Annotated in this window: 25 protein-coding genes; 8 read left to right on the forward strand and 17 right to left on the reverse strand. The window is 61.8% G+C overall.

Features of this window, described 5'->3' with window-relative positions; translation table 11 throughout:
• Positions 1-131 precede the first annotated feature (131 nt).
• The 7 genes from arsC to GC148_RS11105 form a co-directional block, all read right to left on the reverse strand.
• Positions 132-518: an arsenate reductase (glutaredoxin) gene (arsC, locus tag GC148_RS11075; protein WP_291070816.1), complete on the reverse strand. Its 387-nt coding sequence runs from the start codon at positions 516-518 to the stop codon at positions 132-134.
• The gene (arsB, locus tag GC148_RS11080; RefSeq protein WP_291070817.1) at positions 515-1,561 is read right to left on the reverse strand and encodes an ACR3 family arsenite efflux transporter; all 1,047 of its coding nucleotides are present in this window, start codon (positions 1,559-1,561) and stop codon (positions 515-517) included. Before arsB ends, arsC begins: the two co-directional genes overlap by 4 nt.
• Before the next feature lie 12 nt (positions 1,562-1,573).
• Positions 1,574-2,965 carry an alginate export family protein gene (locus GC148_RS11085; protein ID WP_291070818.1) on the reverse strand — a complete coding sequence of 464 codons (1,392 nt, stop codon included), beginning with the start codon at positions 2,963-2,965 and terminating at the stop codon, positions 1,574-1,576.
• Positions 2,966-3,049: 84 nt separating this feature from the next.
• Positions 3,050-3,385 (reverse strand): metalloregulator ArsR/SmtB family transcription factor, encoded by a 336-nt coding sequence (locus GC148_RS11090; protein WP_291070819.1) that lies wholly within the window; start codon positions 3,383-3,385, stop codon positions 3,050-3,052.
• A gap of 75 nt (positions 3,386-3,460) precedes the next feature.
• Positions 3,461-4,720, reverse strand: coding sequence for an integrase arm-type DNA-binding domain-containing protein (locus tag GC148_RS11095; RefSeq protein ID WP_291070820.1), 1,260 nt, complete (start codon positions 4,718-4,720; stop codon positions 3,461-3,463).
• A 294-nt stretch (positions 4,721-5,014) separates the two neighbouring features.
• On the reverse strand, positions 5,015-6,577 hold the full coding sequence (guaA, locus tag GC148_RS11100) for a glutamine-hydrolyzing GMP synthase (protein ID WP_291070821.1): 1,563 nt from the start codon (positions 6,575-6,577) through the stop codon (positions 5,015-5,017).
• Positions 6,578-6,617: 40 nt separating this feature from the next.
• Positions 6,618-7,925 (reverse strand): RsmB/NOP family class I SAM-dependent RNA methyltransferase, encoded by a 1,308-nt coding sequence (locus GC148_RS11105; RefSeq protein ID WP_291070822.1) that lies wholly within the window; start codon positions 7,923-7,925, stop codon positions 6,618-6,620.
• 120 nt (positions 7,926-8,045) lie between these two features.
• Between GC148_RS11105 and GC148_RS11110 the strand changes: the two genes are divergently transcribed.
• Together GC148_RS11110 and GC148_RS11115 are read left to right on the forward strand one after the other, a co-directional pair.
• On the forward strand, positions 8,046-8,348 hold the full coding sequence (locus GC148_RS11110; RefSeq protein ID WP_291070823.1) for a DUF1330 domain-containing protein: 303 nt from the start codon (positions 8,046-8,048) through the stop codon (positions 8,346-8,348).
• 8 nt (positions 8,349-8,356) lie between these two features.
• Entirely contained in the window at positions 8,357-8,974 is a 618-nt protein-coding gene (locus GC148_RS11115; protein ID WP_291070824.1) for a GNAT family N-acetyltransferase, read from the forward strand.
• Here the strand turns inward: GC148_RS11115 and guaB are convergent.
• Positions 8,953-10,410: an IMP dehydrogenase gene (gene guaB, locus GC148_RS11120; RefSeq protein ID WP_291070825.1), complete on the reverse strand. Its 1,458-nt coding sequence runs from the start codon at positions 10,408-10,410 to the stop codon at positions 8,953-8,955. The genes GC148_RS11115 and guaB overlap by 22 nt on opposite strands.
• 161 nt (positions 10,411-10,571) lie before the next feature.
• On the opposite strand from guaB, the gene GC148_RS11125 reads away from it, so the two are divergent.
• Entirely contained in the window at positions 10,572-11,735 is a 1,164-nt protein-coding gene (locus GC148_RS11125; protein WP_291070826.1) for an indoleamine 2,3-dioxygenase, read from the forward strand.
• Positions 11,736-11,742: 7 nt separating this feature from the next.
• Here GC148_RS11125 and GC148_RS11130 read toward each other — a convergent pair whose 3' ends face one another.
• The 5 genes from GC148_RS11130 to GC148_RS11150 form a co-directional block, all read right to left on the reverse strand.
• Complete coding sequence (locus tag GC148_RS11130; protein WP_291070827.1) at positions 11,743-12,150, reverse strand: hypothetical protein; 408 nt, start codon at positions 12,148-12,150, stop codon at positions 11,743-11,745.
• Between the two features lie 98 nt (positions 12,151-12,248).
• Positions 12,249-12,650: a hypothetical protein gene (locus GC148_RS11135; RefSeq protein WP_291070828.1), complete on the reverse strand. Its 402-nt coding sequence runs from the start codon at positions 12,648-12,650 to the stop codon at positions 12,249-12,251.
• Complete coding sequence (locus GC148_RS11140) at positions 12,647-13,054, reverse strand: GFA family protein (RefSeq protein WP_291070829.1); 408 nt, start codon at positions 13,052-13,054, stop codon at positions 12,647-12,649. Before GC148_RS11140 ends, GC148_RS11135 begins: the two co-directional genes overlap by 4 nt.
• Positions 13,051-13,764 carry an RlmE family RNA methyltransferase gene (locus GC148_RS11145; protein WP_291070830.1) on the reverse strand — a complete coding sequence of 238 codons (714 nt, stop codon included), beginning with the start codon at positions 13,762-13,764 and terminating at the stop codon, positions 13,051-13,053. Before GC148_RS11145 ends, GC148_RS11140 begins: the two co-directional genes overlap by 4 nt.
• The gene (locus GC148_RS11150) at positions 13,754-14,884 is read right to left on the reverse strand and encodes a Ppx/GppA phosphatase family protein (protein ID WP_366063707.1); all 1,131 of its coding nucleotides are present in this window, start codon (positions 14,882-14,884) and stop codon (positions 13,754-13,756) included. Before GC148_RS11150 ends, GC148_RS11145 begins: the two co-directional genes overlap by 11 nt.
• A 141-nt stretch (positions 14,885-15,025) precedes the next feature.
• Here GC148_RS11150 and hspQ point away from each other — a divergent pair, with 141 nt between their 5' ends.
• Positions 15,026-15,355 (forward strand): heat shock protein HspQ, encoded by a 330-nt coding sequence (hspQ, locus tag GC148_RS11155; RefSeq protein WP_366063733.1) that lies wholly within the window; start codon positions 15,026-15,028, stop codon positions 15,353-15,355.
• A 23-nt stretch (positions 15,356-15,378) separates the two neighbouring features.
• Here hspQ and GC148_RS11160 read toward each other — a convergent pair whose 3' ends face one another.
• Together GC148_RS11160 and rfaE2 are read right to left on the reverse strand one after the other, a co-directional pair.
• Positions 15,379-15,561: a hypothetical protein gene (locus tag GC148_RS11160; protein WP_291070833.1), complete on the reverse strand. Its 183-nt coding sequence runs from the start codon at positions 15,559-15,561 to the stop codon at positions 15,379-15,381.
• Positions 15,558-17,021, reverse strand: a complete 1,464-nt coding sequence (gene rfaE2, locus GC148_RS11165) for a D-glycero-beta-D-manno-heptose 1-phosphate adenylyltransferase (protein ID WP_291070834.1) — start codon at positions 17,019-17,021, stop codon at positions 15,558-15,560. Before rfaE2 ends, GC148_RS11160 begins: the two co-directional genes overlap by 4 nt.
• A gap of 139 nt (positions 17,022-17,160) precedes the next feature.
• Between rfaE2 and GC148_RS11170 the strand changes: the two genes are divergently transcribed.
• Genes GC148_RS11170 through GC148_RS11185 form a run of 4 tightly spaced genes read left to right on the forward strand, consistent with a single transcriptional unit; the run spans position 17,161 to position 21,962 of the window.
• Positions 17,161-18,618, forward strand: a complete 1,458-nt coding sequence (locus GC148_RS11170; RefSeq protein ID WP_291070835.1) for a deoxyribodipyrimidine photo-lyase — start codon at positions 17,161-17,163, stop codon at positions 18,616-18,618.
• Positions 18,618-19,931, forward strand: a complete 1,314-nt coding sequence (locus GC148_RS11175) for an FAD-dependent oxidoreductase (protein ID WP_291070836.1) — start codon at positions 18,618-18,620, stop codon at positions 19,929-19,931. Before GC148_RS11170 ends, GC148_RS11175 begins: the two co-directional genes overlap by 1 nt.
• Positions 19,928-20,713, forward strand: a complete 786-nt coding sequence (locus tag GC148_RS11180; RefSeq protein ID WP_291070837.1) for a DUF1365 domain-containing protein — start codon at positions 19,928-19,930, stop codon at positions 20,711-20,713. The genes GC148_RS11175 and GC148_RS11180 overlap by 4 nt, the downstream gene beginning before the upstream one ends.
• Positions 20,714-20,735: 22 nt before the next feature.
• Positions 20,736-21,962: a cyclopropane-fatty-acyl-phospholipid synthase family protein gene (locus GC148_RS11185; protein ID WP_291070838.1), complete on the forward strand. Its 1,227-nt coding sequence runs from the start codon at positions 20,736-20,738 to the stop codon at positions 21,960-21,962.
• Positions 21,963-21,968: 6 nt separating this feature from the next.
• On the opposite strand, the gene GC148_RS11190 is transcribed toward GC148_RS11185, so the two are convergent.
• A complete protein-coding gene (locus GC148_RS11190; protein ID WP_291070839.1) occupies positions 21,969-23,606 on the reverse strand; it encodes a CTP synthase in 1,638 nt (545 codons plus the stop codon).
• Positions 23,607-23,668: 62 nt separating this feature from the next.
• Positions 23,669-24,139, reverse strand: a complete 471-nt coding sequence (gene secG, locus GC148_RS11195; RefSeq protein WP_291070840.1) for a preprotein translocase subunit SecG — start codon at positions 24,137-24,139, stop codon at positions 23,669-23,671.
• Between the last annotated feature and the right edge of the window lie 30 nt (positions 24,140-24,169).

Raw genomic sequence — 24,169 nt, forward strand, 5'->3', positions numbered from 1 at the left:
AGAATAGCTCGGCGCAGAAGCCGAAATCGAAAAAGGAGAAGGCATCGTCTTGACCCGCAAATGAAACTCGAAAGATAGTCTAAAGGCGGGTCAGTTCTCGATGGAAACCCCGGGTCAGTTCTCAGCAGAAATCAACAGCCATCCTCCTTGAAGAGAGGCCCGGGCGGGAGCTTGTCGAGCAGGTTCATCACGGCCTCGCTCGGGCGGCACAGGCGCACGCCTTTCGGGCTTGCCACGATGGGCCGGTTTACGAGGACAGGGTGCTCCAGCATGGCGTTGAGGATTGCCTCATCGCTGACGCTCTCGTCCAGCAGGCCAAGGTCCTTCGCCGGAGATTTCGTTTCGCGCAGCGCCGTGCGCGGTGTAAGGCCTGCAGCCGCAAACAGCGCCAGAAGTTGAGGCCGGGTCCAACCTTCCTTGAGATAGTCGATGACGACCGGCGTCTCTCCGCTCGCCTCGATGATGGCGAGAACATTGCGGGAGGTTCCGCAGTCAGGATTGTGATGGATGACGATCATGGCGTGGCCTCGCTGTTTGTGTCCGGATCTGGAAAGGCGTTCCGCGTGCGGTTTGCAAAGGCGACCAGCGAGAGCATGACCGGCACCTCCACCAGCACCCCCACCACGGTCGCAAGCGCGGCTCCGGAATTCAGGCCGAACAGGCTGATCGCAACGGCCACAGCAAGCTCGAAAAAGTTCGATGTGCCGATCATGGCGCAGGGCGCGGCGATTTGGTGCGGCACTTTCCACGCCCACGCCGCTGCATAGGCTAGGGCAAAGATGGCGTAGGATTGGATCAGGATCGGCACCGCGATCAGCGCGATGATGAGGGGTTTGGCGATCAGGGTGTCACTCTGGAACCCGAAGAGCAGCACGACCGTTGCCAGTAAGCCGACAACCGAGATCGGCTTGATCGTTCCCGTCAAGGAAGACACCGCCTCTGCGCCGCCGTGCCGCGTGAGCATGTTCCGTGTCACCACGCCGGCGATCAGCGGGATCACCACATACAGCGCGACCGAAAGGAGCAGCGTCTCCCACGGGACAGCGATCTCTGTGACGCCGAGCAGGAAGGCCACGATCGGGGCGAAGGCGAACACCATGATTGCATCATTCACGCTGACCTGAACCAGCGTGTAATTTGCGTCGCCTCGGGTGAGCTGGGACCAGACAAACACCATGGCCGTGCAGGGCGCCGCGCCCAGCAGGATCAGCCCTGCGATATAGCCTTCCGCGTCGGCGGGCGGGATGAAGTCGGCGAACACATAGCGAAAGAACAGGACGCCGAGCGCGGCCATGGTGAACGGCTTGATCAGCCAGTTTACAACCAGCGTGATGATCAATCCCTTTGGCTTTTCGCCAACCCGCGACATGGCGGAGAAATCCACCCCGATCATCATCGGCCAGACCATTGCCCAGATCAGGATCGCGACAGCAAAATTGACATTGGCGTATTCGAGGCCCGCAAGCGCTTCGAAGACATCGGGAATAAGCAGACCCAGTCCTAGGCCTGCGAGAATACAAAGGCCGACCCAGACGGAGAGATATTTCTCAAAAATGCCCATGAGCTGGTCTTTCTAGAAGGTGAACGTGAGTTGGGCATATCCAAACAGCGTCCTGTTGCCCTCGGGCCCGCCGGGGACGGTTTTTGGATATGCGCCATAGACCAGGGCCGAGGTGCCGAGCTCCAGACGCAGGCTGTCGGGCACGACCCAATAGCGCGCCCGCGCGTCCAGCGCGTGCCCGATAAAACTGCCCGACTGTCCAGTTGGGTCCCGCAGTCGCGCAATGACCCAGCTGTCTGTCTCGGATGCCAGAGAGGCGGCGTGATACTGGAACCAGCCATCCCAGCGCTCACCCGGTGTCACCTGAAGGCGAAACCCAGGTGCGCTAAGGTTTGCTGGCGTTAGAGGACCATGGATCGAGGTGTTGTTCAGATCGGTGCGCCGACCGCCAAACAGGCGCTCATGCTGGTCGAAGGCGAGATCATCCGGATCCTCGTCGCCGCTGGCGTAATAGTATTCGAGAGAGAGGCGCGGCTGCCATGGTGCATCGAATGTGTAACCAAGCGCCGCAATCATCATGGCCGCGTCGACTTCGAGGCTTTGCGTATCTGCCGGGCTCGTGCTGGCATAGCGCGTTCCCTTCCGCAGGGCGGCTTCGAGGTCAATGTCCCATTGACCTACTTGTGGCTTGCGATAGAGCCGGAAGCCGGGCGCGATATAGGAGCGATCCGGAGTCTGGAAGTCTTCTGTGTCTTCTTCTTCGAGGCCATAGACGAATACTTCGCCCCAGAGGTCCGGAACCGCTCCCGGCAGGATGTCGGCGCGGCGATAATGGACGCCCCAGATGCGGCGGCCCCACTGTTCCTCATCGCCTGACAGCCGGTTGTCGTCCAGCTCCGGGCGTGAGTTCGGGAAACGGGCCGTGGGCACGACATAGATGAGGTGCAGTTCATCACCCCGGTCCGCCTCGCTGATGAAATGTGCGCCGGTATAGCTGCGAATGACATTGGCGTATTCGACCCGTTCGATCTGGCGCTTCGAGCCGATGGACACCGTCTGGCGACCAAGAATGAGCTGGCCATTGGCGTTGCCTCCTAGCAAGCCGGGCAGGTCGTCAAACCGGGCGTAAAGCTGGAGGACATCGAGCGGATTGGTGAAGCTGCTCGAAAGTGGCGTGCCGACATCGCCAAGATAAGTCCGGCTATCCTGAAGTTCGACGCCAAAGGAAACGGGTCCAGTATCAGCTTCGGCGAGCAGGAGCGTGCGGATCAATAAAAGCTGATCACTGTCTGCACGGCCTGCACGGAACTGACCGTCAAGGCTTTCATAGCGCACGCGCGTCTCGCCCTTAAGCGTCAGCCAGTCGGGCGCCTTCACGTCCGACTCAAGCCGGAACGGTTCCTCAGCGCCTGCGGAAGCGGCGCAGACGCAGAACAAGAGCGAGGCTATCAGAACAGGTTTCATCGCATCTCCCCACCGCGAGGTAGACGCGGTCACGTGTTCCTAGGGGAGTGCGCGGATTATTTCAACATTCTATCGAATATTGATCTAACAGGACACTTTTGAGAGGCCCGCAAGCGGCGCGCAGACCTCCGGATGACCGTTGCAGCAGGTCTCGACCAGCATGGAGAGCAGGCTGTTCACCGCCTCGATTTCGGCCCGGTAGATCATGCGCCGCCCATCGCGTTCGACACTGACGAGACCGGAATTGACCAGAATGCCGAGGTGACCGGACAGCTTGTTCGGCGCGAGTTCAAGCTGCTCGGCAATTGCCCCGGCCTGAAGACCTTCCTGTCCCGCCTGCATCAAGGCGCGAAATGCCAGGAGCCGCGTTTCCTGCGACAGGGCGGAGAGTTGTTTCAGGGTTTCGGTCAGTTCGGTCAAAGCTATGTTTTCCAACTTGGCACTATGCAGCAATATCGGCGGACAATGCGCGAACGACAAGCTACGTCGAGTCTTTCACCCCACCCTCGGATCAGCTGCATAGACCGCCATGCTCTCCGGGATGATATTCGGCTTGCGGCTTTCGCCGGCAGCCCAGGCGTCGATCATGTAGGCCCATTCCTGCATCATGTGGCGGCGCTGGTCGGCATATTCCGCTTTGTTGTAGACCCCACGCGAAGAACGCCGGTCCTCATGGGCAAGGCTCTTCTCGATCCAGTCGCGATTAAAGCCAAGCTCATTGAGCAGCGTCGATCCGGTACGCCGCAGGTCGTGAACCGTGAACGGCTCCAGCGGCAGCTCCATTTCGCTCGCCAGCTTATGAGCGCTGTCGGTGATCCGGTTGAAGGTCGCGTTAGAGATCGGGCGGAACGTGTCGTAGCGCGACGGGAAGACGTATTTCGATCCGCCTGCGCAGGTTTTCAGCGCCACCAGAATATCGAGCGCTTGGTTCGACAGATAGACATTGTGATCAAGGCCCGTCTTCATCCGCTTCTTTGGGATGGTCCAGACCGCGTCCTGAAAGCTGACTTCATCCCAGGTCGCATGGGCGACCTCGGTCTTGCGCTTCATCGTCAGCAGGATGAATTTCACGCCGAGCTTCAGCGTCGGATTGGCGGTGATGTCTTCGAGAACGCGATAGAGAACCCGGATCTCGAGCGGCGTCAGCGAGCGGTCGCGGGGGCGGACACGTGCGATCGAACGAGGATCGACCTCTTCGGCGGGATTCTCGACGCGAATGCCGTGCAAATTGGCGAAGGCGTAGATGAGCTTGATGAACTCACGGGCGTGGAGCGCCGTTGAAGGCGCGCCCCGCTTCTTGATCCTATCGCAGAGCTGACGGACGTCCTCGCTCGTCACTTCGCGCAAGGTGTAATTGCCCAGCGCCGGGATCAGGTCACGGTCTACAATGTGACGACGCATGTCGCGGGTCGAATCCGACATCTCGCCCTCAGCGAGCCAGCGCTGAGCAAGCTCCCCGAATGTCCCTTCGGATGTCGCCTTGGCCTTGGCCCGTTTCTTTTCCTTGGCAGGTGAGACACCCTCATCCACGAGCTTCTTCGCATCGATCAGCTTCTCGCGGGCAGCCGCCAGCGTGATCCCATACTTGCCATAACGCCCGATGGTCAGCGTCTCGCGGCGCCCGTTCACACGGTAATCGTAGCGAAAGGTCTTGGTGCCCGTCGGGGCGACCGACACATAGAGACCGTCCCTGTCTGCTACCTTGAAAGGTTTATCCTTTGGTTTCAATGACTTGATTGCGATATCGGTCAGCACAGAGCGCCTCCTTCCCATACATTTTACCGTCAGGCCAAAATGGCCGGTTTTCGACAATGAAACGCTTGTTTTTCAATGCGTTACGTCGAAAAAATACCGTCAGGCCGCCAAAATGGGCTGACGGTATTTTGACTTTAGGCAGGAAGAGGCAATTTGTATACCGTCAGGCGATACCGTCAGAATGTTCCGTTGGGCTGCGATAGAAGGCGATAAATAGCGAACGATAATCGGTATCAGGCCATTGTTTTTGTTGGTTTTAATGATCGCCCGCGATAGCCCGCGAGAGACGTGGAATCATTCCCATTCGATCGTGCCGGGTGGCTTTGACGTGATGTCGTAGACGACACGGTTGACGCCTTTAACCTCGTTGATGATGCGCGTGGCGACGCGGCCGAGGAAAGCGTGGTCATAGGGATAGTAATCAGCCGTCATGCCATCGACGCTCGTGACCGCGCGCAGGGCTAGAACGGACTCATATGTCCGCACGTCCCCCATCACACCGACTGTGTTGACGGGCAGCAGAACGCTGAACGCCTGCCAGATCTCGTCGTAGAGACCGGCTTTCCGGATCTCTTCGATATAGATCGCGTCCGCCTTGCGCAGCGTGTCGGCTTTCTCGCGCGTGATCGCGCCCGGAATACGGATCGCGAGGCCGGGCCCCGGGAACGGGTGACGGCCGACGAATGCCTCCGGCAATCCGAGTTCCCGGCCCAGCGCGCGCACTTCGTCCTTGAACAGTTCGCGCAGAGGTTCGACCAGCTTCATCTTCATGCGCGCTGGCAGGCCGCCCACATTGTGGTGGCTCTTGATGGTCATGCTCGGGCCACCGCTCACCGAGACGCTTTCAATGACGTCCGGATAGAGCGTGCCCTGCGCCAGGAAATCCGCGCCGCCGATCTTCTTCGCCTCTTCGTCAAACACGTCGATGAACAGGCCGCCGATGATCTTGCGCTTGGCCTCGGGGTCCGTGACGCCGTCCAGCTTGCCCAGGAACAACTCGGACGCGTCCACATGGACCAGCGGGATGTTGTAATGCTCGCGGAACAGGCTCACGACCTGTTCGCTTTCACCGGCGCGCATCAGGCCGTGGTCAACGTAGACGCAGGTCAACTGGTCGCCGATCGCTTCGTGGATCAGCACAGCGGCCACCGAGGAATCAACGCCGCCCGACAGACCGCAGATCACGCGGCCCTTGCCGACCTGCACGCGGATCTTGTCGACGGCTTCTGCACGGTAGGCCGCCATCGTCCAGTCACCCTTGAGGCCCGCGACACCATGAATGAAGTTGCGCAGGATCTTTGCACCGTGGGTCGTGTGCACGACTTCCGGGTGGAACTGCGTGCCGTAGAAGCGCCGCTCGGGATCTGCGATCACGGCGAACGGGGCGCCGGGCGATTTGGCGATGACGCCGAAGCCGGGCGCCATTTCAGCGACGTGGTCGCCATGGCTCATCCAGACCTGCTCGTGATTGCCGCCTTCAAACAGGCCGTCGAGGAATGGATCCTTCACAACAGGCTCGATGAATGCCCGGCCGAATTCACGGCTGGTGTCACCTTCGATCCGGCCGCCGAGCTGGTGCATCATCACCTGCTGACCGTAGCAGATGCCGAGCACCGGGATGCCGGCCTCGAAGATCGCCATGTCGGCCATAGGGGCATCATCCCAATACACGCTGGATGGACCACCCGACAGGATGATCGCCTTCGGGCCGTAGGCCTTCAGGAATGCGGCGTCCGCCTTGTTATACGGATGGATTTCGCAATAGACGCCGCTTTCGCGCAGGCGCCGTGCGATCAGCTGGGTCACCTGGCTGCCGAAATCGACGATCAGGACGCGTTCGTGGCTTGCTTGAGTCATGCGGCGCCTTAGCCCGGCGCAGCGGATTCGTCCATATGGATCAGACGCGGCGTTCCAGAAGCGCAAAAAAGAAGCCGTCGGTGCCGGCGCGGCGCGGGGTGAGCCGTACGCTGCCTGTCGGCCCGCGGAACTTGCGGACAACGCTGGCACCATGCGCTGTAAGCGCGCCTGATGCGACGGCGGCTTCGGCGGCGTCACGCTCGACGAATTCCGGCGCCCCCGCCAGGAACTCCGCCACGCGGTCCTCGTCCTCTTCGATCAGGAAGCTGCACGTCGCGTAGAGCAGTCTGCCGCCTGGCTTCACGTAGGTTGAGGCCGCCTGCAGGATCTCCCGCTGGTCCTGGATGCGTTTCTCGAGCTGGGCAGGCTTGATGCGCCATTTCGAATCCGGCCGGCGGCGCCAGGTGCCGGTGCCGGTGCACGGCGCATCGACGAACACGAGATCCATCTGGCCGACCAGTGGTTCAAGGCTGTTGCCCTCGCTGGGATGGACCAATTGCACATTGTGGGCGCCGGAACGCTTCAGGCGCGGAATGAGCGCCGACAGCCGCTTTCCGTCGATGTCATAGGCATGGATCTGACCCTTGCCCTCCATCTGCGCGGCCAGGGCCAGCGTCTTGCCACCGCCGCCGGCGCAATAATCCATGACCTGTTCGTCGGGCCTGGCATTCGCCGCCGCAGCCGCGATCTGGCTGCCGGCATCCTGAACTTCGACCCAACCCCTGGAGAAAGCCGGGATGCCCTCGATGCTGTCCTCGCGCATCGTCGGGTCGCGCGCCGGAATGTGGTATGCATTCACCAGCAGCTTCGAGGGTTCGGCTTTCACCGACTTCAGCGGCAGCGCAGCCTTCTCGGCATCAGACTTGAGTGTGTTGACGCGCAGGTCGACGTCCGCCCGCACAGCCATGGCCTGCGCCTCGATCACCATGTCCGGGCCGAACACGCGCTGCATGTAGGGCGTCATCCATTCGGGATAGTCGCCCTGCGCGTGCAGCGGAGCGGCCGGATCCGGCGCCATGATGAGACGGCTGCGCTCGTCATTGGTCAGCGGCGTGGGCCCATGGTCGTCGTAGCAGGCCTGCTCGATATCCCGGGCGTTCCAACCCCAGGCGATGCTGAGCGTGCCAAGCACGAGCGCCCGGGCGTCGCCATGGCCCATATGGTGGGCCGCCGAATTGCGCCGCCGCAACGCATCAAGAACCAGTCCAGATACCCAGGCCCGGTCAGTGGACCCGGCATAGCGCGCCCGCTTGCCCCAGTCGCGCATGGCGACCTTGATCGGCTGGTGCCGCTCCAGCACGTCGCGCAGCACGTCTATTGCTGCGCTGATCCGGCCGCCATTACGCATGGAAAGTCCTCAATCCTGTTTCTGCGCACGCCTTAGCCTCGCCGGGCGCGCAATGAAACCGTTGGACACTGCATTATTCAAACTCTTACGATGCGCGGGCACACGCACTGAGGCCGCGCCATGACCGCTTATATCGTCGCCAGAATCACGATCACGGATCCCGCAACCTACAGCGTTTACGGTGCCGGCTTCATGGAGATCTTCAGCCGCTATGGCGGCAAACTCCTCGCGGTCGACGAGGCGCCCGAGATCATCGAGGGCGAATGGCCCTGCACACGCACCGTGCTGCTCGAGTTCCCGGACAGGGACGTGATGCGCGAATGGTACACCTCGCCGGACTACCAGGCCCTTGCGCAGCACCGTTTCGCGGCCTCCACGGCGAATATCGTGCTGCTCAGCGGCTTCAATCCACCTTCTGCTTAAGGCGTCCCATGGATATCCATCTCCCTGAAGGACTGCGCCCGGCTTCCCGGGCCGACTGGAAACAGCTTGGCGACATCACGGCTGAGGCCTTCTACGAAGACCCAGTGAACCTCTGGATCTTCGGCAATGCCGACGCGATGCCGCCCGTGTTCCGCACGCTGGCGCGCACCGTGTACCTGCCAAGGGGCATCTGCCATCTCAGCGGTGATGATGCTGCGACGATGTGGAGCCATTCCTCGGCGAGCCGTGAACTGTCGGCATTGGCTACGATGCAGCTTGTTTGGGTGTTGCTGCAAAAGGGATCGAAAGGCGCCGCCCGGCGCGCGCTCGCAGCTGGCGAGGCGATGGCGCGGGAACACCCGCATCAGCCGCACATGTATCTGTTCACGATCGGCACGCGTAAGGCGGCGAGGGGGCAGGGCCATGGGAAACGGATCATCCAGCCGATGCTGGACGCAGCCGACCGCTCTGCCCTGCCCTGCTACCTGGAAAACTCCAATCCGGCGAACACGGGTTTCTACATGAGCCACGGGTTCGAGCGGATGAAGCTTTTCGAACTGGGCCCCGGCTCACCTCCGATGGAAGCGATGTGGCGGAAGCCGCGTCAGCCCCGCGGCAGCGAATAGTTCGGAGCTTCGCGCGTCATCATCACGTCGTGGACGTGACTCTCCTGAAGCCCTGCCCCGGTGATCTGCACGAACTGCGCTTTCGCGTGCAACTCCGCAATCGTCTTCGCGCCCACATAGCCCATTGCTGCGCGCAGGCCGCCGACCATCTGGTGTACGATCGGGTTCAGCGAGCCCTTGTACGGCACCTGCCCTTCGATACCTTCCGGCACGAGCTTGTCGGCTGCAGCATCCTTCTGGAAGTAACGGTCGGCCGATCCGCGCGCCATCGCACCAAGCGAACCCATGCCGCGATAGGCCTTGTACGAGCGGCCCTGGTACAGGAACACTTCGCCCGGGCTTTCTTCCGTGCCCGCGAACATCGATCCCATCATCGCGGTGGAGGCGCCGGCGGCGAGCGCCTTGGCAAAGTCGCCAGAGAACTTGATGCCGCCATCAGCGATGATCGGCACGCCCGATGCGGCGGCGGCGTTGGCGCAATCCTCGATCGCGGTGAGCTGCGGCACACCGACACCCGCCACGATGCGCGTGGTGCAGATGGAGCCGGGGCCGATGCCGACCTTCACAGCGTCGGCGCCCGCATCGATCAGGGCCTTGGTGGCCTCAGCGGTCGCGACGTTGCCGGCGATGATCTGCACAGCATTCGAGATTTTCTTGGCGCGCAGCACCGCGTCGGCCACGGCTTTCGAGTGGCCGTGCGCCGTATCGATGATGACCGCATCGACGCCGGCTGCAATCAGCGCCTCGGTGCGCTCGTAGCCCGCATCGCCGACCGTAGAGGCTGCCGCTACGCGCAGGCGTCCGGCGAGGTCCTTGGCGGCGTTCGGGTTGAGCGAGGCCTTGTCCATGTCCTTTACGGTCAGCAGGCCGATGCAGCGCCCGTCATTGTCGACGATCACAAGGCGCTCGATCCGGTGCTTGTGGAGCAGGCGCCGGGCTTCTTCGATCGGTGTATCGATCTTCACCGTCACAACTTCGCGCGTCATCAGGCTGGCGATGGAGGCGTTGGCATCGTCGGCAAAGCGCGTGTCGCGGTTGGTGATGATGCCGGCGATCTTGCCGTTCTTCTCCACGACCGGAATGCCCGAGAAGCCGGTGCGCTGTTTCAGCTCGCGCAGCTCGCGCAGCGTTGCTGTGGGCGCGATCGTGACGGGGTTCATCACCACGCCGCTCTCGTACTTCTTGACCATCGCGACTTCGCCAGCCTGCTGTTCGATCGACAGGTTGCGGTGAATGACGCCAATCCCGCCAGCCTGGGCCATGGCGATGGCGAGACGCGCTTCGGTGACCGTATCCATGGCCGCCGAGAGCAGGGGGATATTCAGCGGAATTGCCTTAGTCAGGAAGGTCGAAACATCGACTTCCGAGGGCATGACCTCACTGGCGCCGGGCTGCAGGAGCACGTCGTCAAACGTAATGGCTTGTCGGATTTTCATGTGGGGAGCTCCCTTTTTGGCCTAGTAAGGGAGTCGCGCTGGCTTGTGAAGCCCCTTCCCCAGCACGTCTCTGCAGAGCTGCTTTGACAGCCCGCACGACGCAATCGATACAGGGAAAAATTGTTACATCTGCAACCATCGCACTCTGGGGAGGAGTTTTGATGAACCTGTCCGATTATGGCATGAGCGCTGAGCGGGGCTTTCTTTCGAGCTTTGATCCAGCTTCCGTTGCCCTTCCGGCCGAGCTGCAGCCCGTCCGCGAGATGGCCCTGCGCCTGCCCGAATTGATCCCGACCGGGCGCCTGCGCAGCTTTCTCGAAACCCTGCCCGAACTGGATCTGGCCGATTTCTGCGCGAATGCAGGCGAGCCTGAACGGCGCATCGCGATGCTGCACTACAGCTTCATGGTACAGGCCTATGTCTGGGGCGAGCCGGAAGCGCCGAACAAGCTGCCCGCCTGTCTTGCCGTTCCAATCTGGCAGATCGGGCAGGCCATCGGTCAGCCGCCCCTCCTCCCCTATTCCAGCTACACGCTCGAGAACTGGGCGCGCTTCGACGAGAAGGGGCCCATCGACCTGTCGAACATCCACACGATCCAGCACTTCGAAGGCGGTATGGATGAGGCCTGGTTCATTCTCGTCCACGTGGCGATCGAGGCGCGTGCGGGCAAAATGTTGATGGAAGCCACTAAGCTCGTCGGCGCCGCGAAAGAGGAAGATGCCGCAGAGATTGAACGCGCGCTCGGTGTGATGAGCGCCGTCTGGGATGACGTCAATGCGATCTTCGACCGGATGCCGGAGCGCTGCGACCCTTACATGTATTTCCACCGCGTGCGCCCGTGGATCCATGGCTGGAAGGACAATCCGGCCCTCGGCGAGGGGTTGGTGTACGAGGGGGTCGCGGAAACCGGCGGCAAACCGCAAGCGTTTCGCGGACAGACCGGCTCCCAGTCCTCGATCGTACCGGCCATGGACGCGCTGCTGGGCATCGGACATGCCGGCGATCCGCTCAGGGCCTTCCTCGACGAGTTGCACGCCTACCGCCCGCCGCTGCACCGGCAGTTCGTCGACGATCTGCGCGCGCAAAGCGTCGTGCGCGAGGTGGTTCAGAAGCTGGGCAATCGGGCGCTGCGCGAGGTCTACAACGACAATATCCGCAAGCTCGCCCGGTTCCGCACGCGTCACCTTGAGTATGCGGCGACCTACATCAACCGGCAGGCCTCAACCGCCGCCGGAAACGATCCGGATGTCGGAACAGGTGGCACGCCGTTCATGCGCTACCTGAAGAAGCATCGCGACGAAGCCGAAGCGCACCTGCTCGCCTGACGACGGATCAGTCCACGCAGAGCGCATGCTGCAGCCGGCCATCCTCGACGGTCGCGTAGCAGCCGAAGGGAACGTCGACGACCTGGCAGGCGCCCGTCACGCGCGTGCCGGGCTCCACCACTTCGCCCTCGTAACGGCAGGTGCCCAGGCAATCGGCTTCACCAGAGCAGGCCTTGCCAGCATCCGGATAGGTCTGCACGCAGTGTTCCCAGCCCAGCATGCCTTCACGGCGGATCGAACCGCCGACGGCCTCGCAGGCGGCGTGCTCGGCCGGTGTCGCGATCTCTCCGGCAACGTCGATATGCGTGTAGCTGGATTCCGCCGCGCCCGGTTCGGGATCCGGCGTGGCCGGTGCGTGGAACCAGGCACAGCCCGAGAGCGTGATGGCTGCGAATAACGCGAAAAGGAATTTCATGCAGGACGCCTCCGAGGATTGATGCCGGTTGGGGGAAGGTAATCGTTGCGCAAGAACGGCTTCAAGCCGTCCATAAGCTGTCCACAACGGACTGTGGACTAGTCCACACAAAGCGTGTGCGCGATCTGGCCGTTTTCGACCACCGTTCGGCAGCCAAAACGGGCGTCGGTTACCTGGCAAGTGCCGGCAACTGGTGTGCCGGGCGCAAGCTCGGCTTCACCCTCGTAGCGGCACTCGCCAAGGCAGTCACGATTGCCTGCGCAAGTCTTGCCGGCGTCGGTGAAGGTCTGAACGCAGTTTTCCCGTTGCAGCCGGCCGCTGGCGACGATTTCGCCGCCAACCGCCGTGCACGCAGCCCGTTCGGAAGTTGCGGCCATTGCGCCTTCGAACTCAATTCGCTGATAGGCCTCGCCCGGCGCCGACACCTCCCCCTTCCCCGGATGAAACAGTGAACATGCGGGCAGGGCGACGAGCGCCAGGCAGAAGAGGGCGGTTCTCATCCGGGAAACCGTTCGAAAGCAGGAACACCCGGCGGGATGTGATGGAAGCTCGGTGCGTCGGCCGTCTGCATGATGACTTGCGGCTGGCCGAACACGCTTGTGTCATCCAGCGAGCCCACCTTGAGAATGACCGCCTGCGGGAGGGCCGGTGCGCGGGTCAGGATCGGCGTGCCGCACGTGCCGCAGAATTCGCGCGTCACGGCATGGGGCAGGTCGGCGCGCGTGTAGGATTTCGGCGTGCCCTTCGTGTAGCGGAAGCCGGCTGCCGGCATGGCCATGAAGTCATTCGCCTGCCCGCCCGTGATGTACTGGCACTCGCGGCAGTGGCACTCCGCTTTCATGATCGGCTCACCCTCGGCTTCGTAGCGAAGCTCTTTGCAATAGCATCCACCTTCCAGTTTCATTTTCTTCCTCCCTTGAAGCCTTTTGCGACGACATAGATTTCTGGGCTACCTGCCCGGCTGGCTGGCGGCTTGATGTGTTTCACCGTCTGGAAATGGGATTTCAGCGTGACGAGCAAGTCGCGCGTCGTGCCGCCCTGAAAGACCTTCGAGCAAAAGGCACCGCCCGGTGCGAGATGCGCGATGGCAAAGTCGACGGCGAGTTCGACCAGCGCCACGGTGCGCAGGTGGTCGGTTTGCTTGTGCCCGGTTGTGTTGGCTGCCATGTCCGACAGGATCAGGTCCGGAGGCCCGCTGAGCGCAGCGAGAACCTTTTCGACATCTGCCGGATCGTTGACGTCTCCCTGGAAGATCGTTGCGCCATCAATCGGCTCGACCGGAAGAAGGTCGATCCCGACAACCTCGCCCGCGCCCCTGTGCAAGGCGACCTGCATCCAGCCGCCCGGCGCACAGCCGAGATCGATCACACGCTGTCCGCGCTTGAGGATGTGCGCCGACTCATCGATTTCGAGCAGCTTGTAGGCCGCCCGCGACCGGTAGCCGGCATCCATGGCCTTGCGGACATAGGGATCCTGAAGCTGGCGCTCGATCCACTTCTTCGAGCTCTCGGTGCGGGCGTTGCGCGCAATGACCTTGCGTTCGGTCGTGCTTCGGCCGGACCCGGGCTTCTCGGTGGTCGGCTTTTTCCAGCGCCGCTTTTCTTCATCCGACATCGCCACCTCCGCCGGCTGGTCTGCGCTTCTTCGGGCGCCTGCGCCGCTGCGGCCGACTCCCATGCATCATGGACAATAGAACGCCTTCGCGCAGTCCGCGATCAGCAACGCGCAGTTTGTGGGCGTCGAACACTTCCCAGACCGCTTCCATGATCGCGCAGCCAGCCAGCATAAGGGGCGCGCGTTCTTCGCCGATCGTGGGCAGTTTTGCGCGCCCGGTGACTCCCAGATCACGCAGCAGGGTCATCGTCGCGGCGCCGTCCGCCCGCGTGAGCCAGCTGCCATCCACCCTGTCGCGCCGATAGCGATCGAGCTTCAGGTGAACCCCAGCCAGGCAGGTGACGGTGCCGGAGGTGCCGATCAGGTAGCCGCCGTCATCGGCGAGCCGCCGGGCAACCGCGGGAAGGCCCTGCCAGCTGCGCACTTCTGTGCGCGCCCGTTCGAGCATGGCCGGCCAGATGGCGGTCTCGTCAGAGAGGTCGAATGCTTCAGACAGCGTGACCACGCCCACCTTGAGGCTGGTCCAATCGATGATGGGTGCATCACGCAGGATGCCGGCCAGGCCGCCGGACTGGATCGGCCGGGCGTCAACCAGCGACAGCTCTGTCGAGCCGCCGCCGACATCCACCACGAGCACCGATTTGGTGTCAGCCTCGATCAGATCGTAGCACCCTATGGTCGCAAGTCGGGCTTCCTCCTTGGCGCCGATCACCTTGAAGGTCAGACCCGTTTCTGTTTGGACGCGGCGGATGAAATCGGCGCCGTTCGAAGCCTTGCGGCAGGCTTCCGTCGCAATGCAGCGCACCCGTCCGACACCATGATGCTTCAGCTTGTTCCGGATCGCGTGCAGGGCGCTCATGGCCCGCTCCACAGCCGCATCCGAGAGACGGCCGGAGTCGTGCAGGCCTTCGCCCAAACGGGCGATCTGGGAGTAGGAATCCACGACGCGAAACGACTGCCCGCGGGGCTCCGCGACCAGCAACCGGCAGTTGTTCGTGCCAAGATCGACCGCTGCATAGAGCGGCCGCACCCTTTGGGAACCGGGCGGGCCACGCCTGCGACCGCCGGTTCCGTCTTTTTTGTCAGCCATGGTGTGGCCCGAAATCGAAACTTGAGGCATTCTCTACCACAGGAGCGGACAATGACCAGTCGACGTGGACCCTCATCATGGCTGCGTGCTTGGTTTGGCCGCAAGCCCGCAGCGCCGCGTGAGCCTTTGGTGCTGACGGACCGCATCGATGAGCGCTACCGGTATGGCGCGATTTCCAAGCACATCGCCAAATTCCAGATCGGGCAGGTTGTACGGCACCGGATTTTCGCGTTCCGGGGGATTATTTTCGACGTCGATCCGCAATTCGCCAATACGGACGAATGGTATGAATCGATCCCGGAAGAAGTCCGCCCGCGCAAGGACCAGCCGTTCTACCATCTTTTCGCCGAGAATGAGCGGACCCATTACATTGCCTATGTGTCCGAACAGAACCTTGTTCCGGACGATTCCGAGCTGCCGCTGAGCCATCCAGACATTCCGGAATGGTTTGATGTGACCGGACGTGGCACGTACGAGCTGAAAAAGCACTCGACCAACTGAACGGCCGGGGCAGGGCCCCTGCCCTAGTTCGGAATTCCGTCCGGATCGTGCTCTCCGGACAATATGGCGGCTACCTCGTCCCAATGCGCCAGGGCCTCGACGTCGCCCATCGCCGCGACTTCGGCTGCGCGCAGCGTGGCAATGACGACGGCATCATCCCCGTATTGCCTGAACAAGGAGGCCGCAACCTGTGCAGCCTGGCTCATGAACCATTCCTCGAGCGGGCAATGGTCGACGTGGTCGAGTGACCCGGCACAATCGGCACGACCACGACGTCGCCGCCTCGGGCTTCGACAAAATCAGCCCCGACAATGGTGTCCCGCGTGTAGTCGCCGCCTTTGATCAGGACGTCGGGTTTCAGTGCCGTGATCAGGTTCAGAGGCGTATCTTCCTCGAAGATCACCACGCCATCGACAGACGCGAGCCCGCACAACACCTGCGCGCGCGACTCCGCATCGTTGATAGGCCGCTGCGGACCCTTGAGGCGTTTGACGGATGTGTCGGAGTTCAGTCCGACGACCAAGCGGTCGCACCGGCTGCGGGAGTCCTCGAGTACGCGGATGTGGCCGGGATGCAGGATGTCGAAGACCCCATTGGTAAAGCCAATGCGCAGCCCCCCTTCCCGCCAGCGCTCGATCTGCCCCACCATCGCATCAACGGAGAGCGTGCCGGCCTTGCCGGACCACTGTTCCAGCGCCGCCGCATCGATCAGTTCGGCGGCGGAGACGGTCGCCGTGCCGGACTTCCCGACGGCGATGCCGGACGCAAGGATCGCGACCTGGACCGCTTCCTGCAGGTTTGCGCCCGCAACGACCGCCATGGCCAGCGCCGCGAGGCTTGTGTCGCCGGCGCCGGACACATCGAAAACCTCGCGCGCCTTTCCGCTGACGTGCTCAAGGACCCCGCCTTCGGCTATGCAGGACATACCTTGCGCTGCGCGGGTGACGACGATGGACTTGGCGGGCAGCGCTGCCTGAGCGGCTTTGAGGGCCCGTTCCACATCGGGCGTCGAACCGGTGGGCAGGCCGGTTGCGGCCGCCAGCTCGCTGGCATTCGGTTTCAGGATATCGACCGCGCCGTATCGCGCGAAATCCTTGCCTTTGGGATCGGCAATGACGGGCAGGTTGTGCTGCGCGGCGCCCGTGAGCACCGCGTTGATAACGGCCTCGGAGAGCAGACCCTTGGCGTAGTCAGAGATCAGGACCGCTGAAACGGTCGGGATCAGGGCGGCAATTTCCGCAATCAAAGCCCGTTCGCTCTCCGGATCCGGCGATCCAACCTCTTCGGCGTCGAGGCGCAACAGTTGCTGGCCGCCGGCGACCATGCGGGTCTTGAGCGTTGTGGGACGGTTCTTGAGGGTCACAAGGTGCGAAGAAATGCCGGTCGAGTGGTCGAGCAGGGCCGCCAGTTCGCGTCCGGCCTCGTCGTCGCCGGCCGCTCCGACAATGACGGCTTCGAGGCCGAGGGAAGCGAGGTTCCGGGCCACGTTGGCAGCGCCGCCGGGCATGCTGGCGGCGCGCGACTGGCGAAGGACCGGCACCGGCGCTTCGGGCGAGATGCGTTCGACCACCCCGTAAACGAATCGGTCGAGCATGACATCGCCGACGCAGAGGACACGCTTGTGTCGCGCCGTTTCAACAATCTGGCGAAGGCGGGCAGGCTGCATGCGGCGCTCTTTCTGGGCTCGGCCGGGGTATAGCGGGCTGCTGGCGGGGTTGAAAGTCCGGCCGGGCAGGCCGGATTGATCCAAAGCCCGTATTGGCTCGTAACAAACGAAACCCGATGACAGGATTCGGCCCCGCTTTATGTCTCTTTCGCCCCCTACCCTCGTCTGGTTCCGCGAAGATCTGCGTCTGGCCGACAATCCGGCGCTGGCCGCTGCGGCGAAGGCCGGCGGCCCTGTTGCATGCGTCTATATCCGCGAAACGGGTCTCGCAGGGGCGCGGGGGATGGGCGGAGCGTCGAAATGGTGGCTCGACAAGAGTTTGAAGGCCCTGGCGGCCGCGCTGGACACCCGAGGCGGCCAGCTGGTGCTACGCACCGGGCCAGCAGAGGCCGTGATCCGGTCACTCGTAGCCGAAACCGGCGCTAGGTCTGTGGTCTGGAACCGGCGCTATGGCGAACCTGAAAAGAGCCATGACGCCGACCTGAAAGCTGTGCTGAAAGCCGACGGCCTGACGGTCCAGAGCTACAATGCGCGCCTGCTGATGGAGCCTTGGGAGCTCAAAACGGGGTCGGGCGGGTACTACCGGGTATTCACCCCGTTCTGGCGCGCCTTGCGCGCGAACTACGCTCCCGCCCCTGCTCTGCCCGCGCCCGCGCGGTTGGAGACGATCAAGGTCGAAAGCGAAGCTTTGGACCACTGGCGGCTGCATCCCGCAGCGCCGGACTGGTCCTCCGGCTTTGCAGAAAACTGGACGCCGGGCGAGGCAGGCGCACAAGCGCGGCTTAAGGCTTTTCTTGCGGGACCGGTCAACGGTTACGCTGAGACCCGCAACCGGCCCGACATTGCCGCTTCGACGTCGCGGCTCTCTCCCTATCTCCGTTTCGGCGAAATCGGTCCGGCGCAGATCTGGCGGGCAGTCACTGCGGGTGTCGAAGCCGGCCGCATCGATGAGCGGAGTGCAGAGGTCTTCCTGTCGGAGATCGCGTGGCGGGAATTCTCGCACGTCCTTCTGAACTTCAATCCAGATCTGGCGCGCGCAAACTACAATCCGAGTTTCGACCGGATGCCCTGGCGCAAGGACCCGGAGGGCTTGCGCGCCTGGCAAAGGGGATTGACCGGTTATCCGATGGTCGACGCCGGCATGCGTGAGCTTTGGCACACGGGCTGGATGCATAACCGTGTACGGATGATCGTTGCTTCGTTCCTGACGAAGCACCTTCTGCTGCCCTGGCAGGCCGGTGAGGACTGGTTCTGGGATACGTTGCTGGACGCGGACCCGGCAGCGAACGCGGCGAGCTGGCAGTGGACGGCAGGCAGCGGCGCAGACGCAGCGCCATATTTCCGCGTGTTCAATCCGATCACGCAAGGCAGCAAGTTCGATGAAACCGGCGCATACGTGCGAAAGTGGTGCCCCGAACTGCGCAAGATGCCGGACAAGTTCCTCCATTCGCCGTTTGACGCACCAGACGCGATTCGGAAGGCTGCGGGCGTGACACTCGGAAAGAATTATCCGAGACCGGTTGTGGATCACAGTTCAGCGCGCGAACGCGCGCTCGATGCTTATAATAAAACTAAAGAGGAGCAGGCGGCGGAATGATGAAAGTAGCCATCATCGGTTCAGGTATTTCCGGGCTCGGCGCCGCCTGGGCCTTGCGCGATACCGCAGACGTCACCGTATTCGAACAGGACGATCGCCTGGGCGGGCATGCCTGTACGCACACGTTCGACTATGACGGCGCGTTGTTGAATGTCGATCTTGGCTTCATCGTCTATAACGGCCTCAACTACCCTAACCTGATCGGCTTCCTCGATGCATTGGACGTCGAGACGGAAGCTTCTGATATGAGCTTTTCCGTATCGGATCCGGCGGGATGGACCTGGGCCTCAACGTTGACAGGCATCTTTGCGCAGAAGCGCAACTTCCTGAATCTGCGCTTCCACAAATTCTGGCGCACGATCCTCACCTTCAACGACCTAGCCCGCACTGATCTTGCTGAAAACAAGATCAATGACACAACCCTGGGCGCATGGCTTGACCGGCACGGGTTCGATAAGGATTTCCGCACGAACTACATCCTGCCGATGGGCGCAGCAATCTGGTCAACGGCAGAAGACCGGATGCTCGATTACCCGGCTCTGAGTTTTTTCCAGTTTTTTGACAATCATCGCCTGATGCACAAGGAGCGCCCCAAATGGCGCACGATAAAGGGGGGCAGCCAGAACTATGTGCGCAAGGTGGGCGAGGCGCTCGGCGAACGGGTTCGCCTCAAGGCAGCGGTATCCCGGGTGCACCCGTTCGGGGAAAAGGTTGCTGTCGTCGCCGGCGCCGGCAAAGCGGAAATATTCGATCACGTCATCTTTACCTGCCATTCGGATCAAGCGCTGAAGTTGGTTGAACGGGATTACGAAACACCAGCCTTCTACCTTCGCTCCGTACGATATCGTCCGAACACGATCTATCTGCACCGCGACCCGTCGCTTATGCCCGCGCGAAAAGCAGCGTGGGCGAGTTGGAACGTGCTCAAGCAATCGAATGGCGATATCTGCCTTACCTATTGGATGAACCGTCTGCAGAACATTGATCGGACGCGGCCCGTGTTCATAACGCTGAACCCTGAGCGCGCCCCTGCCCCGGAGTTCACCTTTCACGAATACCGCTTCGATCATCCACAATTCGATGCGGCGGCCGAAGCGGCAGTCCGTTCGCTCAAGCGGATTCAGGGGCAGGACGGATTGTGGTTCGCCGGCGCCTGGATGGGGCGCGGTTTCCATGAGGATGGGCTCAAATCGGGACTCTCGCCAGCATTGTCACTTGGTGGATCTGTTCCCTGGGAAGCAAAAGGCGTGGACATCGTCACGCCGCGGCGCAACACTTCAGGACCGGATCTGAAGGCCGAGGTAACTGCGTGACACGACCCCCGCTGAGGCTCTGGAAGGGGCGGACTCATCACAAGCGATTTGTCCCCTTCGAAAGAGCGTTCAGCTACGAGATTGCACTGATCGATCTGGACATAGACCGGCTTGCGGAAGCTGGCCGCATGTCCTGGCTGTTTCGCGTCAACAGGCCCGGATTATTTTCGTTTCGGGAAGTCGATCATGGCGCGCTCGATGCGTCGATCAGCCTGCGGCAGTGGGCAGATGGACTGTTTGCAACCGCCGGCGTGGACCTCAAGGGCGGGACTATCCGGCTTGTGACGTTCGCGCGCCATTTATTCTACAAGTTCGCGCCACTCTCCCTTTGGTATGGCTATGCGCAGGACGGACACCTCGCCGGTGTTATTTACGAAGTGCGCAACACGTTCGGCGAACGACATTGCTATGTCGCTGCGATTGCAAGCGCACGGTCGGTGCACGCGGCGCCGAAGGCTTTTCACGTCTCTCCCTTCTTCGATGTCAGCGGCCAATACCGGTTCACGCTGCGTGAACCTGTCTCAACCCTGGATGTAGTGGTCGAAAACATAAAAGATGGCGAGCGCTCACATCTGGCGAACATCAAGGCGCGTATACAGGACGCAACAACGGCCAACCTGATGAAACTCGCCCTCACCAATCCACTTTCCTCCGTCGGCGTGACGTTTGCCATTCATTGGCAGGCCTTGCTTCTTTGGCTGAAGGGCGCAAAATATCATTCACGGCCTTCAAAGCCCGTACCCGTTGCTACCGTTGCTGCTTCAGACCCTCCCGTCACATGACGCCAGAACCGGAAGCCATCGCATGAGTTCAGTTATCCTTGCCGCCCCGCAGACCATCCGCAGCCTCAAGTCTGCGCCTGCAAGCTTTCGTCTGGCTGCAATGGTCTTGCTCCGCACCAGAATTGGCGCGCTGACATTCGTTCTGCCAAACGGCACCCATTTGCAATTCAGGAATGAGGAGGAAGGACCCGAAGCGACGATCTACGTGCACAACTTCCGCTTCGTTAATCGCGCACTGGCGGGCGGCGATGTCGCTTTTGCAGAATCCTACATGGATGGAGATTGGTCCACGCCGGATCTGACAGCAGTGCTGCGCTTCTTCTCAGCCAACTTCGATTCCGCCGCTCGGCTTTCGAAGGGCAACATATTCGTCCGTTCCATGAACATGCTTCGGCATGTCTTCAGCCGGCGGAATTCGAAATCCGGCGCCAGGAAAAACATCATGGCGCATTACGATCTCGGAAATGCGTTCTATGAAAAATGGCTGGATCCGAGCATGACGTACTCGTCTGCTTATTTCCAGAATCCAAACCAGTCGCTCGAACAAGGCCAGACGCACAAGTACAGCGAAATCTGTGATCGCATTCAGGCCGGACCCGACTCCCACATCCTAGAGATCGGTTGCGGCTGGGGCGGCTTTGCCGAATTTGCCGCCAAGAACCGCGGGAGCCGCGTGACCTGCCTCACGATCTCGCCAGCCCAGAAAGCCTATGCGGAGGAGCGCATGCGCCGGAATGGGCTGAGCGACCGCGTCGATATCCGCCTTGAAGACTACCGCGACCATGTTGGCGAATATGACGGCGTGGCGTCCATCGAGATGTTTGAAGCTGTCGGCGAGCCATACTGGCCGAGCTATTTTGCGAAAGTGTTTTCCTCCCTCAAGCAAGGCGCCCGCGCAGCGCTGCAGATCATCACCATCGATGACGATCTCTTTCCGAGCTATCGCAAGCGTGTGGACTTCATTCAGCAGCACATCTTTCCGGGTGGGATGCTGATCAGCGAAAAGGTCCTGAAGGAACAGCTCGGCGCGGCCGGCCTTCGCCATGATGGTGTCGCATATTTCGGTCAGGATTATGCCCGGACGTGCCGCGAGTGGTCGCGGGCGTTCAATGGTCGCTGGGACGATATCCGCGAACTCGGGTTCGACGAACAGTTCCGCCGGCTGTGGAACTTTTACCTGAGCTATTGCGAAGCGGGCTTCAGCGATGGCCGCATCAATGTCGGCCAGTTCCAGCTCACACGTCCCTGACGCGGGCTAGACGAGCCGCGATTGCTTCACCGCTGCTGCGATAAAGCTCGCAAACAACGGATGCGGCTCGAACGGACGCGACTTCAGTTCCGGATGGAACTGCACGCCGATGAACCAGGGATGTTCGGGGATTTCAAATATTTCCGGCAGGGTTCCGTCAGGAGACAGGCCTGAGAACACCACGCCGTGTTTCTCGAGCTCCGGAATATAGGATGCGTTCACTTCGTACCGGTGGCGGTGGCGCTCCGAAATCTCGTTTGCACCATACACCTCGGCTACGCGGCTGCCGTTCTTGAGGCGCGCCGGATAGGCGCCCAAGCGCATCGTGCCGCCCTTGTCGGTGTTCTCGTCGCGCGTGACCTTCTCGTTGCCCTTGGTCCACTCTTCCATGAGGCCGACAAGAGGATGTTTGGTATTGCGGTCATTCTCGGTCGTGTTCGCGTCGGCGAAACCGGCCAGGTTGCGCGCCACTTCGATGACCGACATCTGCATGCCATAGCAGATGCCGAAACAGGGCACACGGCGTTCGCGCGCAAAGCGTGAGGCGCGGATCTTTCCGTGCGCACCGCGCTCGCCGAAGCCGCCCGGCAGAATGATACCGTGCACGCCTTCGAGGATGTCGAGCGGCCGTGCGTCATCGTCGAATTCTTCGGAATTGATCAGGCGGACCGTCACTTTGACATTGTTGGCCACGCCGCCATGGCTGAGTGCTTCGGCGACAGACTTGTAGGCGTCGGGCACGTCCGTGTACTTGCCCACCAGGCCGATGCAGACTTCACCGTCCGGATTGTGGATGGTGTGCGCAATCCGCTGCCAGCCGGACAGGTCTGGCGCCGGAGCATCATTGATCGCGAAATGGCGAAGGACTTCCTTGTCGAGGCCTTCCGCGTGGTAGGCGCCTGGGACATCATAGATGTGGCGCACGTCACGGGCTTCAATCACGCTCGACGGACGAACGTTGCAGAAGCTGGCGATCTTGCCTTTCTCGTTCTCGGGAATCGGCCGGTCGCAGCGACAAAGCAGGATCTGCGGCTGGATGCCGATCGAGCGCAGCTCCTTCACAGAGTGCTGCGTCGGCTTGGTCTTCATCTCGCCGGCGGCCGGAATGTACGGCAGCAGCGTCAGGTGGATGAAGCAGGTGCGTTCCGGCCCCAGCTCCTGACCGAGCTGGCGGATGGCCTCGAAGAAGGGCAGGCCTTCGATATCGCCGACCGTGCCACCAATTTCGCAAAGCACGAAATCTACGCCCTCCCCCGGATCGGAGAGGACGAATTCCTTGATTTCATTGGTGACGTGCGGAATGACCTGAATTGTGGCGCCGAGATAATCGCCGCGGCGCTCTTTCTCTATGATGCGGCTGTAGATCCGCCCGGTTGTGATATTGTCCGACTGGCGCGCGGAAACGCCCGTGAAGCGTTCATAGTGGCCGAGGTCAAGGTCGGTCTCGGCGCCGTCATCTGTCACGTAAACTTCGCCATGCTGGCGCGGGCTCATCGTCCCGGGATCGACGTTCAGATAGGGGTCGAGCTTACGCAACCGCACGCCGTAGCCGCGTGACTGCAACAAGGCGCCCAGCGCTGCCGAGGCGATGCCTTTGCCCAAGGAAGACACCACGCCGCCCGTAATGAAAATATAGCGGATCATGGGATCACACTCTTGCAACGATTCGCGTTGGCGGCTGCCCGCGAAAGCGAGACTGGCCAAATTTACTGGGGATTTGTCTCGGTGGGGGCGGTTTCAGGCGCCGTTTCGGGCGTTGGGGGCAGCGGAACTTCCACGGCCGTCGCGTCAGCCTGCGGGGCCGTTACAACGGGGGTGTCGGAGGTTGAAGCGGGGGCCGGATCGCTTTCGACGAGCGAGACAGACGGGTCGAACAGATCGACCGGATCGCCCGAGGCGCCGGCGGGCGCCGTCTCTTCCAAGGCCTTTTCGATGCCGGAACGGTTGTCGCTGTTCCGGTTCGCAATCGAGGTCAGCGCGAGGCTGGTCGCGAAAAAGATACCGCCGATGATGATCGTGGTCCGCACGATGGCCCCGGCTGCGCCGCGGCCGGACATGAGCGAATTTGCGCCGCCACCGCCGATTCCGAGCCCGCCACCTTCCGATTTCTGGACCAGCACGAGGCCGATCATGGCCAGACAGGCAAGAATATGGATGACGAGGATGACGTTCTGCATGGATCAGGACCCGGCTATTTCAGGATTTCG

Origin of the sequence: Hyphomonas sp., from assembly GCF_016125515.1 — a bacterium.
Taxonomy (GTDB): domain Bacteria; phylum Pseudomonadota; class Alphaproteobacteria; order Caulobacterales; family Hyphomonadaceae; genus Hyphomonas.

Bases quoted from the DNA above. Each gene is read 5' to 3' on its own strand.
- arsC (WP_291070816.1), bottom strand. From the start codon at position 518: ATGATCGTCATCCATCACAATCCTGACTGCGGAACCTCCCGCAATGTT.
- arsB (WP_291070817.1), bottom strand. From the start codon at position 1,561: ATGGGCATTTTTGAGAAATATCTCTCCGTCTGGGTCGGCCTTTGTATT.
- GC148_RS11085 (WP_291070818.1), bottom strand. From the start codon at position 2,965: ATGAAACCTGTTCTGATAGCCTCGCTCTTGTTCTGCGTCTGCGCCGCT.
- guaA (WP_291070821.1), bottom strand. From the start codon at position 6,577: ATGACTCAAGCAAGCCACGAACGCGTCCTGATCGTCGATTTCGGCAGC.
- GC148_RS11105 (WP_291070822.1), bottom strand. From the start codon at position 7,925: ATGCGTAATGGCGGCCGGATCAGCGCAGCAATAGACGTGCTGCGCGAC.
- GC148_RS11110 (WP_291070823.1), top strand. From the start codon at position 8,046: ATGACCGCTTATATCGTCGCCAGAATCACGATCACGGATCCCGCAACC.
- GC148_RS11115 (WP_291070824.1), top strand. From the start codon at position 8,357: ATGGATATCCATCTCCCTGAAGGACTGCGCCCGGCTTCCCGGGCCGAC.
- guaB (WP_291070825.1), bottom strand. From the start codon at position 10,410: ATGAAAATCCGACAAGCCATTACGTTTGACGACGTGCTCCTGCAGCCC.
- GC148_RS11125 (WP_291070826.1), top strand. From the start codon at position 10,572: ATGAACCTGTCCGATTATGGCATGAGCGCTGAGCGGGGCTTTCTTTCG.
- GC148_RS11130 (WP_291070827.1), bottom strand. From the start codon at position 12,150: ATGAAATTCCTTTTCGCGTTATTCGCAGCCATCACGCTCTCGGGCTGT.
- GC148_RS11135 (WP_291070828.1), bottom strand. From the start codon at position 12,650: ATGAGAACCGCCCTCTTCTGCCTGGCGCTCGTCGCCCTGCCCGCATGT.
- GC148_RS11140 (WP_291070829.1), bottom strand. From the start codon at position 13,054: ATGAAACTGGAAGGTGGATGCTATTGCAAAGAGCTTCGCTACGAAGCC.
- GC148_RS11145 (WP_291070830.1), bottom strand. From the start codon at position 13,764: ATGTCGGATGAAGAAAAGCGGCGCTGGAAAAAGCCGACCACCGAGAAG.
- GC148_RS11150 (WP_366063707.1), bottom strand. From the start codon at position 14,884: ATGCCTCAAGTTTCGATTTCGGGCCACACCATGGCTGACAAAAAAGAC.
- GC148_RS11160 (WP_291070833.1), bottom strand. From the start codon at position 15,561: ATGAGCCAGGCTGCACAGGTTGCGGCCTCCTTGTTCAGGCAATACGGG.
- rfaE2 (WP_291070834.1), bottom strand. From the start codon at position 17,021: ATGCAGCCTGCCCGCCTTCGCCAGATTGTTGAAACGGCGCGACACAAG.
- GC148_RS11170 (WP_291070835.1), top strand. From the start codon at position 17,161: ATGTCTCTTTCGCCCCCTACCCTCGTCTGGTTCCGCGAAGATCTGCGT.
- GC148_RS11175 (WP_291070836.1), top strand. From the start codon at position 18,618: ATGAAAGTAGCCATCATCGGTTCAGGTATTTCCGGGCTCGGCGCCGCC.
- GC148_RS11185 (WP_291070838.1), top strand. From the start codon at position 20,736: ATGAGTTCAGTTATCCTTGCCGCCCCGCAGACCATCCGCAGCCTCAAG.
- GC148_RS11190 (WP_291070839.1), bottom strand. From the start codon at position 23,606: ATGATCCGCTATATTTTCATTACGGGCGGCGTGGTGTCTTCCTTGGGC.
- secG (WP_291070840.1), bottom strand. From the start codon at position 24,139: ATGCAGAACGTCATCCTCGTCATCCATATTCTTGCCTGTCTGGCCATG.